The organism is Bradyrhizobium sp. th-b2 (genome assembly GCF_000426785.1).
Lineage (GTDB): Bacteria > Pseudomonadota > Alphaproteobacteria > Rhizobiales > Xanthobacteraceae > Bradyrhizobium > Bradyrhizobium septentrionale.
Genome location: NZ_AUGA01000038.1, coordinates 53977 through 72102, shown reverse-complemented (window position 1 = coordinate 72102; position 18126 = coordinate 53977). Strand labels below are relative to the sequence as shown.

At 59.2% G+C, this 18126-nt stretch carries 13 protein-coding genes and 2 pseudogenes; 6 read left to right on the top strand and 9 right to left on the bottom strand.

The window, feature by feature from the left end:
• Positions 1 to 67: 67 nt before the first annotated feature.
• The 8 genes from K359_RS0132715 to K359_RS59290 all read right to left on the bottom strand — a co-directional run bounded on the left by K359_RS0132715 (position 68) and on the right by K359_RS59290 (position 9795).
• Positions 68 to 961 carry a hypothetical protein gene (locus K359_RS0132715; protein ID WP_029083092.1) on the bottom strand — a complete coding sequence of 298 codons (894 nt, stop codon included), beginning with the start codon at positions 959 to 961 and terminating at the stop codon, positions 68 to 70.
• A 50-nt stretch (positions 962 to 1011) separates the two neighbouring features.
• Positions 1012 to 1437 carry a DoxX family protein gene (locus K359_RS0132710; protein ID WP_029083091.1) on the bottom strand — a complete coding sequence of 142 codons (426 nt, stop codon included), beginning with the start codon at positions 1435 to 1437 and terminating at the stop codon, positions 1012 to 1014.
• 1 nt (position 1438) lies between these two features.
• Entirely contained in the window at positions 1439 to 3316 is a 1878-nt protein-coding gene (locus K359_RS0132705; protein ID WP_029083090.1) for an amidohydrolase, read from the bottom strand.
• Positions 3313 to 3600, bottom strand: coding sequence for a XapX domain-containing protein (locus tag K359_RS0132700; RefSeq protein ID WP_029083089.1), 288 nt, complete (start codon positions 3598 to 3600; stop codon positions 3313 to 3315). The genes K359_RS0132705 and K359_RS0132700 overlap by 4 nt, the downstream gene beginning before the upstream one ends.
• A gap of 31 nt (positions 3601 to 3631) precedes the next feature.
• Positions 3632 to 4285 (bottom strand): hydrolase, encoded by a 654-nt coding sequence (locus K359_RS0132695; RefSeq protein WP_029083088.1) that lies wholly within the window; start codon positions 4283 to 4285, stop codon positions 3632 to 3634.
• Positions 4286 to 4834: 549 nt separating this feature from the next.
• Positions 4835 to 6118, bottom strand: coding sequence for a sensor histidine kinase (locus K359_RS57495; RefSeq protein ID WP_198031216.1), 1284 nt, complete (start codon positions 6116 to 6118; stop codon positions 4835 to 4837).
• A 335-nt stretch (positions 6119 to 6453) separates the two neighbouring features.
• Entirely contained in the window at positions 6454 to 7716 is a 1263-nt protein-coding gene (locus K359_RS66300; RefSeq protein WP_029083087.1) for an ATP-binding protein, read from the bottom strand.
• 714 nt (positions 7717 to 8430) lie between these two features.
• Complete coding sequence (locus K359_RS59290) at positions 8431 to 9795, bottom strand: helix-turn-helix domain-containing protein (RefSeq protein WP_084518578.1); 1365 nt, start codon at positions 9793 to 9795, stop codon at positions 8431 to 8433.
• Positions 9796 to 10204: 409 nt separating this feature from the next.
• Between K359_RS59290 and K359_RS53620 the strand changes: the two genes are divergently transcribed.
• The 4 genes and pseudogenes from K359_RS53620 to K359_RS66285 all read left to right on the top strand — a co-directional run bounded on the left by K359_RS53620 (position 10205) and on the right by K359_RS66285 (position 14129).
• Positions 10205 to 11032: a sensor histidine kinase gene (locus K359_RS53620; RefSeq protein WP_245284788.1), complete on the top strand. Its 828-nt coding sequence runs from the start codon at positions 10205 to 10207 to the stop codon at positions 11030 to 11032.
• A gap of 337 nt (positions 11033 to 11369) precedes the next feature.
• Positions 11370 to 11783: pseudogene (locus tag K359_RS66295) on the top strand (DUF4118 domain-containing protein); the annotation flags it as partial.
• Positions 11763 to 12992: pseudogene (locus tag K359_RS66290) on the top strand (PAS domain S-box protein); the annotation flags it as partial. The pseudogenes K359_RS66295 and K359_RS66290, both read left to right, overlap by 21 nt.
• The gene (locus tag K359_RS66285) at positions 12972 to 14129 is read left to right on the top strand and encodes a sensor histidine kinase (protein ID WP_371261213.1); all 1158 of its coding nucleotides are present in this window, start codon (positions 12972 to 12974) and stop codon (positions 14127 to 14129) included. The pseudogene K359_RS66290 and the gene K359_RS66285, both read left to right, overlap by 21 nt.
• Positions 14130 to 14347: 218 nt before the next feature.
• Here K359_RS66285 and K359_RS0132655 read toward each other — a convergent pair whose 3' ends face one another.
• Entirely contained in the window at positions 14348 to 14995 is a 648-nt protein-coding gene (locus tag K359_RS0132655) for a response regulator transcription factor (protein ID WP_029083084.1), read from the bottom strand.
• A gap of 500 nt (positions 14996 to 15495) precedes the next feature.
• Between K359_RS0132655 and K359_RS0132650 the strand changes: the two genes are divergently transcribed.
• Together K359_RS0132650 and K359_RS53610 are read left to right on the top strand one after the other, a co-directional pair.
• Positions 15496 to 15957: a response regulator transcription factor gene (locus tag K359_RS0132650; RefSeq protein WP_371261211.1), complete on the top strand. Its 462-nt coding sequence runs from the start codon at positions 15496 to 15498 to the stop codon at positions 15955 to 15957.
• A 407-nt stretch (positions 15958 to 16364) separates the two neighbouring features.
• A complete protein-coding gene (locus K359_RS53610; RefSeq protein WP_051346539.1) occupies positions 16365 to 18065 on the top strand; it encodes a winged helix-turn-helix domain-containing protein in 1701 nt (566 codons plus the stop codon).
• The last annotated feature ends 61 nt before the right edge of the window (positions 18066 to 18126 follow it).

Genomic DNA, 18126 nt, shown 5'->3' with positions numbered 1-18126 from the left:
AGAAATCTGTCGAGCCTAATGCCAAATTGGGGCGCTCTGCGAGAACCGGGAAGCCACAGCACTCGGCTCATTTCGACGCTGCATGCAATTCGGCGACATAGCCGCCCGGAAACCGCACCAGTGCGATATCACGGTGGTCCGAATTGAAGGAGTCGACCAGGACGGCGACGCCCGCGGCCTTCGCCTTGCCGAGCGTTTCGGCGAGGTTGGGCACCTCATACCCGGTCATTTCGTGCCCGTAAGGGTATGGGAGATGCCCGTCGGTCACCAGCACGGTCATCTTACCGAACACGGATTCGATCCGGATGCGACGATAGGTGTCGCCGGCACGGCCGATCTCCACGCCGGGGGCGCGCGCGTTATCAGACACGATTTTTCCGTGCGAGAAGCGAACGAAGCTCCTGACGAAGTCATCCGCCCGGTCGGGCGAAACATAGACGCGGTTTTCCGGCACGGTCTGGAACGCGGCGTAGTTGGGTTTGGTCGTATGCCAGTAAATCTGCATGTTGACGCCGCCCGGCCACTGAATCACGGCATCGCGACCGATTGGATCGGGGAATGGTGCGACGATGATGTCAGCTCCCGCAGCGCGTGCTGCTTTGATGGCGGCATCCATGTCGGCGACGAGGTATCCCGTCCGTTCCGCGCCGAACGGATAGGGAATCGGGGTTTTGAAGCCGAATAGGGAGACGGTGCCAACCGGCGTCTGGATCAGTTGCGAGGTCGTGCTGCTCGGTGTCGGAGTGACCGTAACGACCACCTGTTTGGAGCTTTGGCCTCCAAACGTTGCCGTGAAACTCGCAGCAAACTTATCGACATCGTCGGGCGCGACGTAGACATGCGTTGTGTCGTATTGCGAGCCGACGCCAATCAAGGAAATGGCGTCGCGCGCGCCGGCGACGGAATTGGCGGCCAGGGTGGCGATGGCAACGGCAACGATGAGTGAGCGGAGGCGGACCATTTGCGGGCTCCTTAGCGGTGGCGACGAAAAGCGGTGAGCGGTGGGCTCGATCACTTGCGTTCGCTCCCCGCCGCGTGGATCGAGACGATGACGAGGCCGGCTATGAGCCCAAGGTGCTCGAAGAACGCGTTCAACGCCATGAAACGGTCGTGCCCGGTCAGATGCCAGAAGTCATTTGCGGTCAGCATAGCGACGGCAGTTAGGACGCCCAGGCCTCCGGCCCCGAGCCAGACCTGCCACCCGAGCATCACGAGGGCCGAACCGCCTAGTTCGATGATGATCGCGAGCGCCGCCCAGAGCCAACCTGGGTGCAGACCGAAATGCTCCTGTTCGGAGATGGCCGCGCTGAAGTCTGAGAGCTTCGTCAGGCCACCGATCAGGAAGGCCGAGACCAGGGCCATCCGCGCGGCGGCCCAGATCAGCGGCACCCCCAGGATCGCGCGTACCCAGCGCGGCGTTTCCGCGGCACGGCTCATCTCAAACCGCCCAGCAGGCGCAACCAAGGGCGCCCCAGAAGCTTTTCAGGTCAGAAATCGGGAGCTTTGCCGACCAAGCGCTGGCGTGGTCGTGGCCGTGGACCCCGCAGCGGTTGGTGCAACTGCAATGCGCCGCGGCCTGCATGCGCATCGCGGCAACTGGTTCGGCCTTGGCGCCCCATGCGGCGTACCCGCCGTAGCTGCGGACTGGCGACCAGTCGGGCATGGCGGGGGGCGGCGGCGGGGCGTCAAGGGATTTGAATTCACCCTTGGCGTAGACGATCTTGCCGCCGACCATCGTTAGATCGGACGTCGTGTCCGAAATGTCCGCTTCCGTACAGGAGAAGAAATCTCGGTCCGGAACGACGAGATCGGCGAACTGTCCCACTTCGATGCGGCCCTTCTTGCCTTCTTCGTTGGAGAACCAGGTGACGTTCTCCGTCCACATCCGCAGCGCTGTCTCGCGATCGAGGCAATTGCGTTGCGGGGTGATGCGCAAACCCCCGACGGTCCGCCCCGTGACCAGCCAGGACAGCGACACCCAGGGATTATACGAAGCAACGCGCGTCGCGTCGGTTCCGGCCGAAGTCTTCACGCCTTTGGCCAGCATCTTGGCGACCGGTGGCGTTGCCTCCGCCGCGCCAAACCCGTAGCGTTCGACGAAATATTCGCCCTGATAGGCCATGCGGTGCTGCACAGCGATGCCGCCGCCGAGCGCCGCGATGCGATCGATCGATTGATCGGAAATCGTTTCGGCGTGATCGAAGAACCAGTGCAGGCCTTCGAGTGGCATGTCCTGGTTGACTTTCTCGAACACGTCGAGCGCCCGTGAAATGGTCTCGTCATAGGTAGCGTGGAGGCGCCACGGCCATTTGTTCTGGACCAGGATCCGGACGACTTCTTCCAGTTCGCCCTCCATCTCATGCGGCATGTCCGGACGTGGCACCCGGAAATCTTCGAAATCGGCGGCCGAGAACACCAACATCTCGCCCGCGCCGTTGTGGCGGAAGTAGTCGGTACCCTGCTTGTAGTTCGATGTCTTGGTCCAGTTTAGGAAGTCGTCCTTTTCACCCTTTGGCTTCTGGGTGAAGAGGTTGTAGGCGAGACGGATCGTGAGTTGCCCCTCGTCGCTGAGCTTCTGGATGACCGCATAGTCGTCCGGATAATTCTGGAAGCCGCCGCCGGCGTCGATCGCGCCGGTGACGCCGAGACGGTTCAACTCGCGCATGAAGTGCCGCGTCGAGTTGACCTGATACTCGAACGGCAGCTTTGGTCCCTTGGCGAGCGTCGCGTAGAGGATATTTGCGTTCGGTTTGGCCAGCAGTAGTCCGGTTGGGTTGCCGTTAGCGTCACGGGTGATCTCACCGCCCGGGGGCTCCGGCGTGGTTTTGGTGTAGCCAACCGCACGCAACGCCGCGCCATTGAGGATAGCGCGGTCATAGAGATGGAGAAGGAAGACCGGGGTGTCCGGTGCGACGGCGTTGAGCTCGTCGATAGTCGGCAGCCGTTTCTCGGCGAATTGATGTTCGGTAAAGCCGCCGACCACGCGGACCCATTGTGGCGCCGGCGTGATCTCGACCTGCCGCCTCAGCATGCTCATGGCATCGGCAAGGGACCTGACACCGTCCCAGCGCAATTCGAGATTGAAGTTAAGACCGCCGCGGATGATGTGGAGATGGTTGTCGATCAGCCCCGGCAGCACGCGCTTGCCCTTGAGGTCGATCACCCTGGTCGAGGACCCGGCGAGCTTCAACACCTCGCTGTCGTGGCCGACGGCGACAAACACGCCGTCCTTGATTGCGACCGCGCTGGCGGTCGGGTTGCTGCGGTCGAGCGTCGTGAACAGGCCGTGGTGCAGAATGAGATCGGGCGTGCTCATGAACGTTTCTCCTCAATGGCATTGGGCGCCATCCCGGCGGCGTCCGCCTGGCGGCCAGGCAAAAGGCCAAAGATATGCGGGGCGCACTGTGCCTGCCGCCACGCGGCGGCGAGGCCATTACCGGAAAGAAGCTGCTTGCCGACCGGAATGACCTGTTCGCCGATCAGGATGCCTAGCAGACCGACCAAGGCCACAAGCGGCGGCGCCGGCGAGCGAACGTTTAGGAGGCTGTAGATGATGCCGACCAGAACGCCGGCGCCCGCCGATAGCAGATAGATTTTCATCGTCGATATCCTGATGCGAAGACAACGAGGGCTATTCGGCCGCCTTGGCTCCGCCTTCGGACGCGTGTTCGCCGAGCGACCACTTCGAGAAGCGGATCTGGATTCCGTAAGGCGAATGCGCGCGTTGAATGTCCATCATCCCTTCGTAGGTCTCGCTGCGCGCCCAGTCCTGCTGAAGTTCGTAGGCGTACTGCGATGAGGTTATGGGAACCGCTCCTGCCTGGATGGCACGCTCCATTGCGCGGTTGTGAGCTTCGAGCGAAAGGTCGCCGCAAGCATCGGCGGCAATGTAGATCTCGTAGCCTTCCTTAAGCATGTCCAAGGTCGGAAAGATCACACACGCCTCGGTCCAAAGACCGGCCAGCACGAATTTCTTGCGACCAGTGGCAGCCACCGCCTTTCGGAAGTTCGCATCGAGCCAGGAATTCATGGACGTGCGGTCGATGATCTCTTGTTTCGGAAACAGGGAGGTGACCTCCGGCATGAAGGGCCCGGAAAACGAATCCCGCGCCACCGTGGTCAGCACGGTCGGGATTTTGAAAAGCTTGGCGGCTTTTGCGAGGATCTGGACGTTGTTAATCGTGACCAAGCGGTCATGCGATTGAACACCTTGGAACATCGCGGGCTGATAGTCGATCAGAGCGATGGCGCTGTTTTGCGGGGTCAGCATTTCGAGCTTGGACATTTGTGATCTCCTGGCCGGATGGCGCTATTTGTGGGGATGCGATCGCGGTCTGTAATTAACGTCTGCACGCCTAACCGTGAGATCCGGTGTTGCCATAAGGCCAAATGACGGTTCTCCCCGGCCCGATATGGCTACCGTCGGTCGGGGAAACGCCGCAATTGTACGCGCGTGAAAGCTGGCCACTACGAAGCGCGTAGGTCTTCCCCCGCCTTTGGAAAGGACGAACTAAACCTTGGTATAGCTTCAACGCGGAGGGTTGACCCGAACGAGCGCCGCTACTTCTCGCGTGGCGACTATAGGGGTGAGTTATGCCAACCGCTGACGGCATCCATTGTTGAACCAAACGGGGCTTCACTTCGAAGCGAATGTCGAAGATGGTTTCCTCGATACGAAACGCCGCGAACGATTGGGGCTCGGGTCACCAACGTGCAGAAACATGCTTTCGGATCGAAAATTCGGATTGGTGCGCTTCCGAGCACTGGCTCGAACTGGACATTCGATGAAGCGGTGAATTCCGAACGCCACTCTACATCGATTACGGATGGCGGCTCAGTTAGCGGGAATCGTAAACTGAAATAGCGCACCCCGCGGCTCGCACCCGGTCGCCCACAACCGCCCGCCATGGGCTTCGATGATCGCGCGGCAGATCGAGAGGCCCATTCCCGTGCCGTCGGGCTTCGTCGTGTAGAAGGGTTCAAAGAGACGCGGCAGGCTCTCCGGGCGCAGCCCTTGGCCGCTATCCCGCACCGCGACGCACACGCCTTCCGGCTCGATACTCTCCGTGCTGATGCGTAATTTGCGGTTGTCGTCCTCAACGTCCCTCATCGACTGGATGGCATTGACGATCAAGTTCAACATCACTTGTTGCAGTTGCACCCGATCGCATTGGATGCGTGGCAACTCAGCCAGTTGCGTGCTCACCGTGACACCGGTCTTGACCGCTTCGCTGCGGGTCAGGGCGGTCACCTCCAGGATCGCCACATTGAGGTCGACGATCTCCTTCCGAGGTGGCGCTTTTTTGATGAGAGACCCGATCCGGTCGACGACATCGCTGGTTCGACCGGTTTCGTTTACAATGCAGGTGAGCACCTCCCTTACCTCTGCCACATCGGGTGGGCTTTTGTCCAAAAAGCGTAGTGCTGCAGCGGCGTATGCGCGTGCCGCCGTAATGGGTTGCTTGATTTCATGAGCAATTGAGGCAGTGAGCTGGCCCATGGTAGCGACGCGGTTGGCATGCGCCAGCGCCATCTGGGCCTCGCGATATTGCCGCTCGCGACGGGTGATCTCCAAGGCAATGGTAGCTTGCGCAGCGAAGTCCCTGGATAGGGAAATCTGTCTGTCGGTGAACGGCTGCACCTTTTGGCGGGTCAGAGTAATTAGCCCGACTATCTCATTGTCTTTGAGCAACGGCACAGCCAGGCCCGATCGAACACCTGCGTTCATCGCCCTGATCCAATAATCATCCCGCTCGCCTTCAAGTGCTGTCAGGTCGGCGATGTGGGTGGGTAACCTGTTTGCCGCCATTCGAAACGGAAAGCTCTCCTTTTCTGCGAGCGCTGGGAATGATGACCAGAACTGGCTAACCAAAAGCGGGTTCCCTCGCACCGCCACAGAACGAAGACCGCTTTCTTCGGAGAGACGTAAGACGCCTAAGTCTGCTCGACAGAGGCGCGTGGCGCTGTCGAGGATGGCGTCGAAGATGGGCTGCAAGTCGTGCGGCGAGTTCGCAATGGCGCGCAGCACTTCCGAGATGGCCGTCTGTTGCTCGATGAGCTCGGTTACCCGATCTTGCGGCTCAGAAGCGGTTGCATCTGCGTGAATACTCTCGTTCATGCGGAGCAACCTCGGCTTGGACGGTGAGGCAGCATAACAGCTCGAGCCGTAGTTTGCGATAGCTCTCATGGCCGGCCAAGCCGAAGATGCGGCCGAACATCTGATGTCGCTGTGGGTCATTCGCATCGGCACCCATTGTTGAACCAAACGGGCTCCGCTTCGAAGCGAATGTCGAAGATGGCTTCCTCGATACGAAACGCTGCGTCCAACGCGCAGAAACATGCTTTCTCGGATCAAAAATCCGGATCGGTGCGCATCGGAGCCCCGGCGCGAAGCGGACATTCGACAAAGCGGTGAAGTCTGAACGCCAATCTACATCGATTACGGATGGCGGCTCAGTCAGCGGGGATCGTAAACTCAAAGAGAGCGCCCCGCGGCTCGCACGCGGTCGCCCATAACCGTCCAGCATGGGCTTCGATAATCGAGCGGCAGATCGAGAGGCCCATGCCCATGCCCTCTGGTTTTGTCGTGTAGAATGGCTCGAACAGACGCGAGAGGCTCTCCGGGTTCAGCCCCGGGCCGGTGTCCTGCACCCCGACGCGCACGCCACCTTCGGAAGGGACGGCATCGATGCTGATCTGTAATTCGCGCGCGCCTTCCCCAACACCCTTCATGGCCTGAATGGCGTTGACGATTAGGTTCAGCATCACTTGTTGCAGTTGGACCCGATCGCCTCGGACGCGCGGCAAGCCCTCCGCAAATTGCGTCCGCACCGACACGCTATTGTTTGCGGCCTCCGCACGGGTGAGAGCAATAACCTCAAGGATGGCATCGTCAATCGCTACGGCATCCCTTCGTGCGGGCACCCTCTTGACGAGCGCACGAATTCGCCCGACAACCTCGCCCGCGCGGTTTCCCTCCTTAACAATCAGAGAGAGCGCATCATCCGCCTCGCGAAAATTCGGTGGGCCCGCGCTTAGGAAGCGCCGAGCGGCTAAGGCGTATGTGACTGCCGCTGTGATCGGCTGGTTCACTTCATGGGCGATCGAGGCCGTCAACTGACCCATGGTAGCGACGCGGTTGGCATGCGCCAGCTCGCTCTGCATCTCGCGATACTGCCGCTCGCGACGGGTGCTCTCCAAGGCAATGGTGGCTTGCGTAGCGAAGTCGGAAAATAAGCAAATGTGTCTGTCGGTGAACGGCTGTACCCGTTTGCGGCCCAGAGCAATCATCCCGACTGTCTCTTTGTCTTTGAGCAACGGCACAATCAGGCCGGTTCGAACACCTGCGTTGTCGCCTTCAAGTGCCGCGAAGTCGGGGATGTGGATGGGTAACCTGCCTGTGACTAATCGATCCAGAGGGCTCCCCTTTTCCGCGAGCACTGGGAGTGATGACCTCACCCGACCAACCAAAAGGGGGTCCCCTCGGATCGCCACGAGACGAAGGCCGCCTTCTTCGGAGAGATGTAAGCAGCCTATGTCTGCTCGGCAGAGACGTGTGGCGCTGTCGAGGATTGCGTCGAAGATGGGCCGCAAGTCGTGCGGCGAGTTCGCAATGGCGCGCAGCACTTCCGAGATGGCCGCCTGTTGCTCGATGAGTTCGGTCACCCGATCTTGCAGCTCAGAAGCGGTTCTTTCTCCGTGGATACCCTCGGTCATGCGGAGCAGTTCCTCGGCCTAAACAGTGAGGGGCAGCATAACAGCTCGAGCCGTAGTTCGCGATAGCTCTCATGTACAGGGTCAAAAACGGAAGTGTCGGCCCGTCGGGTCGATGTCTTCTTGGTTGGTCAGGCCGCCCCGGCATGTCCGAAAAGTGCCATCACCGGATGTCAGTTGATTTCTCGATCACTTCGTCGGTGCATTCTTCCTCTCTTGAGCCTCGACGGCCCGCTCCCGAAGCGCTCGCGCGCCGTTGCGAAGATTTCGGTCAGCGGGTCCGCAAGATGTTCTAGTCGGGAGAGTTGGAAAACGTTAGTGTTTGTCTGGGCGCGTCACTCCTTGAGTGCAGAAGTAGAGGCTTCGAACACCCCCACGATACGCCGCTTTATCCTCTCATGCCGTCACCAACTTTCGCGCATAGCTCCTCGTCGGTCGGCTGGCTCACGAATGAGGTAAGCATGGCGAATCGCGACCCTTCATCGCCAACGCCCATGCCGACAATTCTTCGGTACAGCATTGCAGTTCTGTCCGTAGCAATCGCAATCGGGTTGGATCTCTTCCTGGTGCGACATTTCGAGGCAATTTTTGACGCCACGCGGCGCCATCTTTGGCTTCCTTGCGCCGGCCCATCCGGCCGCCGCGCGCTCAGCTGTTGCCGTTCCGCTTGTTTGATGGTTCTTCGAGGAGTGTGTGAATCCTAGGCGCCATTTGTTTCTAGCGTTGCGACCACCGAAACTCTCGAGGAGTAGTACCGAGCATATTACGGAAATGACGCGCCAGATGACCTTGGTCGAAAAAGCCCACGGCGAACGCAATTTCCGCTAACGAGAGATCCGTCTGAACCAACATCGCTTGGGCGCGTTCGACTCGCTTTTGCGTGAGGTAGATATGCGGCGTCACCCCGGCGGATTGCTTAAACTGGCGCGCAAAATGATGCACTGATAGTCCGGCGACTCCAGCCAGCATCAACAGATCGATATTTTCGCCCAAATGCACTTCCACGTATTCCCGCACCCGACGCATCGCGCCGGGCGACAATCCGCCGTATGCCTGCGTTGTTCGCGGCATCGTTGAAATATCAATCGGGCGCGGACGCGTGTGCAGGTTGCAGCTCGTTGGATGGCTCGAGGCACCCCTGGGGTCGGGTGGAGTGATAAGCGCGGGCCGACTGTCACCAGTGCCGGCGATAAGTAATCGCGCGGAGATATCGCCCTGGTGCTGGTGCCGGAAGAGGTCGATGTTTCGCTCGAAAATCGACCACAAGCTGGTACCGGTCTGGAACCCGCGATCATCGAGCATAAGGGAGGTGCGCGCCACCCGGTTTGCGCCGATGATGCGTTGGTTGCCGTCAACCGCCAACAGCATGCCTGAAGCACCTCCTTCCGGGGGCGCTACCGCGACAATCCACTCTCGACGGAATTGCTCACGAAAAAATCGCTCTTCTATCGCGCGCGCCGATCGCGCTGCGAGCACGCCAGTCAGCGCGTGCGCGCGTTCCGAGAGTTGAGGATCGATGGCAGAGACATCCAGCACGGCTATCAATCGCCCATCGACCCCGAACACCGGCGCCCCAGAGCAGCTCAGGTTAATGTGTCTGGACCTGAAATGCTGGCTTCTGTGAACGGTGACGGACCGTTCTTCGGCGATAACGGTGCCGATGCCGTTTGTGCCTTCCACTTCCTCGGACCACACCCCGCCGAGCCAGGTTCCCCAATATTGGAACTGGCTTGCCAGCGCATTTTCACCACGATGCGCGACTGCAACGCCCGAGCCATCACAGAGCAAGACGGCGTATGCAGCCTCACGAACCACCTCATACAATTCATCTATCTCCTGCTGAGCAGTGAAGATGAGCTTATCCAGCGGTTCGCGAAAATGTTTCAGCTCGGCAGGCGTGAGGATGCGCGGCGCCTGGCTATCGAGTGGATCGAGGCCGTGTTTTTTTGCCGATCTTTGCCAGGAGTTTGATACAGCTTGCATCCCCAGCGGAGGCGTCGCCCCTTCGGCTACCGAATAAACGTGTTCGGCGTGCCCCGCGATAGTGTCGAGCGACCTTGCAGACCGTTCCGAGAGTCCCATCACCGCACCTGGTTTACTATGGGCGCGCTCCTGGCCACGGCGCGCCGTTCAGTTTCCGGCCATGGCGAAACACTGTTGCGGCAAACGGCGCCGGCACCGCGGAAACGAAAAAACGCGTTGTCGATGTGGTATCATGATACTCCAACATCGAAGGCAATTGACGGAGCTGTTTCCGCCTATTTAGCAAAGTGCGTGCAAATTGCCGATCCCGAAGTAACCAGATTTGGACAATTCAGCCCGACCCGTCTCTCAAGGCGCAACAGGCCAAATTCCACATGAAAACAGCAAATGCCTCCGGGCCGGATCAAACCCCTCCAAGAGGGAGGTGATCATTCGGGAGATGCTGATGCCGCCGGACAGGTCTTCGCGCGGTCTTGTGCTCCGCTTCGAAGATGCAAGGGAGAGCACTATGATCTACATCCGACACTTGGGCACGGCGCCAGACGATACTAAAAAAGACTTTGATGCCGCATCAGTCCGAACGTACGGCCTGACGCTGGCCACAGAAGCCTTGCACGAGGCGCAGGTCGATCTGGCGCACGTGGACCGCATCACAACGATAGGACGGCTCACGGCCTCGATCGCTCCTGAAGTGACGCAGCCCATCGCGGCGATAGTCACGAACGCTCAGGCCGCTCGGCACTTCCTGAATCGTCGACCGCCGGACCTGGACGAGGTACGAGAGGCCCTCGATTGCATCGTGACGGAGGCCTATCGAGCAAGCGACGTGATCTACCGGATCCGAGGGCTTTTCAAGGAGACGCTGCCGAAGAGGGAGCGCACGGAGATCAACGGAGCGATCCGCGACGTGCTTGAGCTGATGCGTGGCGAGGCGACGAAAAACGGCGTATCGGTGCGGACGCAGTTCGCACAGCCATCGCCGGTTGTCCAAGCAGACCGGGCGCAACTGCAGCAAGTAATCCTCAATTTGATTATCAACGCCTTCGAGGCAATGATCAGCATGCGTGAAGGAGCACGCGAATTGCTGATTTGTACCGAGAAATCGGATTCAAACGGCGCCCTGGTGGCGGTAGGAGATTCGGGTCCGGGACTGGATCTAGAGACTGTGGACCGCCTGTTCGAGGCCTTCTACACTACCAAGGTCCAAGGAACGGGCATAGGTTTGGCCATCTGCCGTTCCATCATCCAAGCGCACGGTGGACGACTGTGGGCGAGGGTGAACGTGCCCTGCGGCGCCATCTTTCAATTCACATTGCCCACCCACAGGCCCGAGTAATCGTGATGGATGCTGAGACGGTCACGCGCCGACTTATACCGGCCTAATCCCGGAAGCGGCGAGCGTTGCCACGCGGGACACGTCCGAGACGGGTCACTCACGACGGAGTGGGGCCGCCAGCAGGCGCACCTCGTCGGTGCATTCTTCCTTGCACTTCGACCTCGACGGCCTGCTCCAGAAGCGCTGGCGCGGCGTTGCGCAAGACCTCCGTCAGCGGGTCTGCAAAAAGTTCTTGGTTTGGAGAGTTGGAAAACGTTAGTGTCGGCCCGGGCGCATCACTCCTTTGGTGGAGAAGTAGAGGCTTCGAACACCCCACGATACGCCGCCTTATCCTCTCATGCCGTCACCAACTTTCGCGCATAGCTTCTTGTCGGTCGGTTGGCTCACGAATGAGGTAAGCATGGCGAATCGGGACCCTTCATCGCCAACGCCCATGCCGACAATTTTTCGGTACAGCATTGCAGTTCTGTCCGTAGCATTCGCAATCGTGTTGGGTCTCTTCGTGCTGCGACATTTCGAGGCTATTTTGACACCGTTCCTGTTCGCGGTCGCCGCGACCGTTTGGTACGCAGGAGCTTGGCCAGGTGTGCTCGCAATTGTCCTTTCGGTCCTCAGCCTCAATTACTTCTTCCTACGTCCCGTTTTTTCCTTCAGCCCAATCAGCTATGCCGATCTCATTTATCTGACCTTTTGCATATTTTGCGCCTTGGCTGTCGGCTGGGTCAGTGCAGTGCGACGACGAGCAGAGCAAGAGCTTCGTCAGGCCCGCGAGGAGCTCGAGGCCAAGGTGGTGGAGCGAACCGCCGACTTACAGCGGAGCGAAGGCTATCTGGCCGAAACGCAGAAGCTGACCCGTACCGGCACTTGGGCATGGGACGCCCGTAGCCAGAGGGTGCTCTACTGCTCCGAGGAAATGTTCCGAATTTACGGACTGGATCCGCAGAAGGATTTACCGACCCGCAAAAACTTTCGGCAACGAGTCCATCCGGAGGATCGCAGCAGGACAGACGCGAGATTTGCGAGGGTGGTCAACGAAAAAGTTGATAGCTTCGACGAGTACAGGGTTCTGCTGCCTGACGGAACAGTTAAGCACGTCATTTCATCGGGGCACCCCGTTCTCGACGGGAACGGAGATCTCATCGCGTTCATCGGCACTGCGACAGACGTAACAGAACGCAAACGCGCGGAGGAAGCATTGCGCGAACGCGAAGCGAAAATCCGGCGTCTGGTCGATTCCAACATTATCGGAATTTTCTTTACGGGCCTGGAAGGGCGGGTTCTTGAGGCCAATGACGCGTTTCTTCATCTCGTAGGACAGGACCGGGACGATCTGGTTTCAGGCCGCATACGCTGGACGGACCTGACCCCACCGGAATGGCGCGAACGCGACAAGCGCGCCCTGGCGGAACTGAGCTCAAATACGATTGCTCGGCCGTACGAGAAGGAGTTTTTCCGAAAGGATGGCAGCCGCGTACCCGTGCTGGTTGGAGGCGCGCTGTTCGAAGAGGGCGGCGACGAGGGCGTCGCGTTCGTGCTCGATTTGACGGAGCGCAAGCGCGTGGAGGACGCGCTGCGCGAGAGAGAGGTTCAACTCGCTGAGGCGCGGCGCGAGCTGCGGCAGATGATCAATACCATCCCTATCCCGGTGGCGAGCTATTCGGCAGACGCCAGGCGCGACTTCGTTAACGCCGCCTGGAAACAATACACGGGCCTTTCCGACGAGGCTGCGCTGGGCACGGAATGGTCCGTCGTGGCGCATCCCGACCACATCGCGATCGGTGAGAAAGTGTGGCGTGACGCCCTTGCCGCCGGCGAGCCATGGCATACGGAGGAGCGTGTCCGGCGTGCCGACGGACAGTATCGCTGGTTCGCCATCGATCGTGTCGCTGCGCGCGACGAGAACGGCAAGGTCATTAAGTGGTACGGGACCGCCTATGACATCGAGGATCGCAAGCGCGCCGAGGATGCGCTGCGGGAGAGCGAATACAGGCTCCGTCAGATCATCGAAACCGTACCAGGTCTCCTCTGGTCCCTAGCCCCCGATGGCGAGCCGACCTATTTCAATCAGCGCTTTTTGGACTATTTCGGCAAGCCGTTTGAGGACTTCAAGCATGGTGGTTGGCTGGCACTCATACACCCGGACGACGTCCCGGAAACTGAAAGAACCTTCTCCCACGCAATTCAGACCGGATCTTCGTATCAGGGTGTGCTCCGTTTCCGTCGGGCGGACGGCGAGTATCGTTGGCACGAGGGCCGCGGTGAGCCTCTGCGCGATCGACAGGGAAACATCGTCCAGTGGTACGGACTGTCTGTTGATATCGATGAAGCCAAGAAGGCCGAAGACCGGCTGCGCCGCAGTGAATCCTATCTGGCGGAGGCGCAACTGGAGCTCGCGCACGCCAACCGCGTCGCGACGATGGGCCAATTGACGGCCTCGATCACCCATGAAGTGAACCAGCCGATTACAGCGGCAGTCACGTACGCGTTAGCCGCACGGCGTTTCCTAAGCGCTAAGCCGCCGAATTTTCGTGAGGTGGATGAAGCGCTCTCTCTTATCGTCAAGGAGGGGAATCGCGCAGGCGAGGTTGTCGGGCGAGTCCGCGCACTCATTAAGAAGGCGCCCGCACGAAAAGACGCCGTAGAGATCAACGATGCCATCCTCGAGGTCATTGCGCTCACCCGTAGGGAGGCCGCAAACAATAGCGTCTCGGTGCGGACGCAGTTAGCGGAGGGCTTGCCTCGCGTCCAGGGAGATCGGGTCCAGCTGCAACAGGTGCTGCTTAACTTGATCATCAATGCCATCGAAGCGATGCGCGAGATCGACGAAGAGGAGCGGGAGTTGCTCATTGGCACCCGTAACGAACCGGAAGGCGTGTCAGTCGAGGTACGAGATTCGGGTCCAGGCTTCGCGTCGGCGGCTCTTGAGCGCGCATTCGAGGCTTTCTACACCACGAAATCGGACGGTTTGGGACTTGGGCTGTCGATCTGCCGGTCGATTATCGAAGCGCATAACGGGCGTTTGTGGGCGAGCCCTAACGTGCCACGTGGCGCTATCTTTCGCTTCACTATGCTGCCTCATTCGGCCGCCGCACCGTGAGTCAAATGCCGATTCGGATCGAAGACGTGACAGACGTCTAGTCTAGAGCATTTTCGGTTCTGATTGAATCAGAACCGAAGCTCTAGCCTTTTGTTTTGACGCGTTTTCTTCACGCGAACCGGTGTCCACTTCGCTCGAAAATGCTCTAGCAGGCAACCGGATCATCGGTGGTGAGCCGCAGGGGACCATTGCGGAGGATGCAGGCTTCAGCGTCCGCGCTAGGCAACGCGACCTGGGCTATGCGGCTTTGTCAGCGTCAGCTGCAGTTGGTCGGCCATGCGCGCCAGGTCAGGCAGGGACGATGCCCGCATCTTGCGCATGACCTGGCCACGATGAACTTTTATCGTGATTTCGCTTACGCTCAGGTCGGCTGCGATCTGCTTGTTTAAACGCCCGGTCACCACGAACGCCATGACCTCGCGCTCCCGGGGCGTCAACGTTTCGAATCGAGCTTTCAGCCCCGCCATAGCTTGTTCCTGCTCAAGCTGCGCTCGATCACGAGCGTGACCGAGCTGAATCGCTTCAAGCAAATCCTGCTCCCGGAACGGCTTTGTCAGGAATTCGATAGCGCCACCTTTCATCGCCTGCACCGACATTGGAATGTCGCCATGTCCGGTGATGAAGATAATCGGCAGCCTTCTCTTGTTGCCTGCCAGTTCGCGCTGCAGTTCGAGTCCGCTCTGACCGGGAAGCCGTACGTCAAGCACCAGGCAAGTGGGTCCTTCTGGCAGATCTGCCTCGCAAAATTCGCTCACCGACCCGAATAGGAGCACCCGAAAGCCCGCTGATTGAAGCAGCTTACCTAGGGAGTCCCGCACTCCCGGATCATCGTCGATGACCATCACTGTCGGCGGTTGCTCTACCACATGTGCCTCGTTGACATGCGCATCAGCTTTTCTAGTCCGCCACCAAGCATAGCGAGATTATCGCGTGGGCGATAGAGGGGACGACCGGCCCAATTCGGTTCCTGCAGTCATCGGTGAACTGGCCTTTTGAAGTCGGCGCCGTGTTTTGCATCAAGCGACCAGCCGCCCATCAAAGTCGAACCGACGAGTGTTCGCAGAGCGCAACCTTCGTATAGTGCGCACATTCCCATTTGATACTCGATCTTTCCGCTAGTTCAATAGCGAGCGCCAATGCGTGCCATTATGGTGAAGTTGTCCCGTCCCGAGGCCGATTACTCCCTGCGGCCTCCACTCGCCGCTCCAGCCCGTCCAGGCTGGAGGGGCTTTTGTGAGTTAACAGGGTTAGGGCGATATGAAAGTCGATGCCTGTGACGCTGGCGTTCTCCATGGATCACAAGATTTCCGGTCGAGTTACTATACAATTGTATAATCGAACCACGTAGCGGTTGCGCCTAGGTTGGATGAGCAAAAGTGTGTGGACAAAATCCGTTTCTCCAAACGCTGCTCGCGGTTACCGGTCGTGCCAAGTGCCAAATACCAGACCAATAGTTGCCATAGTCGATGACGACACCGCGGTTGGAAATGCAATCGAAGTTTTAATGCGTTCGGTAGGGTTGGTCGCTAAAGCATTTTCGTCCGGCGAGGAGTTTCTGCGGTCACCCGAGCTGGGCCGGACCGGCTGCCTGGTTGTCGACTACGACATGCCCAAGATGAATGGCCTCGACTTGCACAACAATTTGTCTCGATTGAGCAACGAGATTCCCACTGTACTGATAACTGCCTATCCGAGCGATGATATTCGTGCCCGAGCGCTTCAGGCTGGGGTCATCTGCTATCTGCCCAAACCGTTCGATGAGAGTGACCTCCTGAATTGCATTCAGGCTGCGCTAGATCGCACCAAGGGAAATGGGGGCGCGCCTTAGTTGCCTACATGGCACAATGGCCGCTAGTCACGCGACAGGCGGCCTTCACTAGCCATCGGCGATGCAGCTCAATTCACATCGGCATCGCAGCGGGCGCGAACTAGGCCTGTCTCCATTATCTGCCGACTGATCTTCGTGCAACACGTTTGAGCGACTAGACGCACATTGCAGGACAGTGGAGCCAGCACACATAACTCCTGTCCGCCATTGTGATCGCCGCGGCGCAGGGGTTCGGCTCACCTCCGCGTTGAAGGTGATTCAGTTATACCAAGGTGTCGTTCGTACTTTCCAAAGGTGAGGGAAGGACTACGAGCTTCGTTGGGGCCAGCTTTACGCGCGCACAATTGCGGCGTTTTCCGACCGACGTTACGGATGTCGGGCCGGGGGATCCAACGTTTGGCTGACACATGCATGGCACCGTAGTTCACAGAAAGCTGAGGTTCGGCCCTTTTGAACTTTCAATTGGCGAGAGGGTGCTCCGGCGCGACGGTCGAGTGCTTCCTCTCGGGGATCGGGCGTTGGATATTTTGACCTATCTCGCCGACCGCTCGGGTGAAGTCATCGCGAAGCAGAAACTCATCGATCACGTCTGGTCGGACGTAACCGTTGAGGAAGGAAGCCTCCGGGTCCACGTGGCCGCGATCCGAAAGGCACTTGGTGACGGCCGATTCGGCGATCGATACATCGCAAACATCAAGGGACGGGGCTATTCGTTCGTCGGCACCGTCGCCCCCCTGGATGGTGGCACGGAAAACAGGAATGCCAAGTTCTCCCCCCAAGGCAGGCTCCCCGTGCGACCGGTCATGATGATTGGGCGCGAAAAGGTCGTCAGCGAGGTCAGCGACAAGCTTCGAAATGAGAGGTTCGTAACGCTTCTCGGCCCCGGCGGCATTGGCAAGACGACCATTGCCTTGGCCGTTGCCCGCGCCGTTGCCGAGGAGTTTGCCGGGAAAGTTCACTTTGTTGATTTGGAAAGCCTTACCGATCCGCGACACGTTGCGGAGGCTGTCGCGACATCGCTGGGACTTGCGCTCAAATCGAGTGATCCCGAGCTAGAGCTGGTCGACCTCGTTCGCTCGCAGAAGATTCTGGTCGTTCTCGATAACTGTGAGCACTTGATCGAGACGGTCGCCCTGCTTGCCGAGCAACTGTACCAGGAAGCGGAGCAGGTCCATCTTCTGACCACGAGTCGCGAATTACTGAAAGTAGGGGGCGAGAATTGTTGCCGGGTTCTTCCCCTTGATTTTCCACCAGATGGCTCGGAGCAAACGGTAAATGCCGTGCTTCGATATCCGTCAGTGCAGTTGCTCGTACGACGCGTGTCGGCGAGGGCGGGAAGCTTCGTTCTCACGGACGAGGAGGCGGCGTTTGCTGCGGAAATGTGCCGAAGGCTGGATGGCATACCCTTGGCAATTGAGCTGGCTGCGGGTCAGGTGGCCGCCCTCGGCCTCAAGAACACTCTTGCGCGGCTGGAGTTGCTGAAATTGGCGCATCGATCGGCAATTGCCAGACATCAGACGCTGAAGGCGACATTGGATTGGAGTTACAATTTGCTGTCTGACGGAGAGAGGATTGTTCTTCGACGCATCGCCCCTTTCGCTGGTCAATTCACCCTTGATGGCGCGCGGTATGTCGCCGGCGAAGTCGGCATAGGTACCGGAGAAATTCTTGAGGCGATCGCCGGTCTGGTTGAGAAGTCACTAATAGCAACTCAGATCGACGAAACGCAGGCACAGTATCGGTTGCTGGACACGACGCGGGCATATGCACTCGAAAAGTTAGAGGAGTATGCCGAGGTTGATGTAGTCGTCCGCCGGCATGCGGAATACGCCGCTGCTTACCTCGAATCACAAAGAGTTGCGCCGCTGGCAACTGAGTGTGCAGAAGCGGACAACTCGTCGTACGTTCCTCGAAGCGTTGAGACACCTATGCGTCTAAAGCTGGGCGGATGCGTTGGCGCGGCGGGTGAGAATGGGCAACGAACAAGGCGGCGCCTTCCAGTAGATGCAAGTCCCACCCCGAAGAACGCTCCAACCGGAAGCAACCGGAACAGTCATGGAGGTTCCGAAATGACTGAAGCCTCTGGCAAGCGCGTCACGAAGTGGTGACCGCCGGGTGTGCAGGCCGTAACGCGAGTGATTGCCGAGCAAGCCTCAAAGTACTTCATCA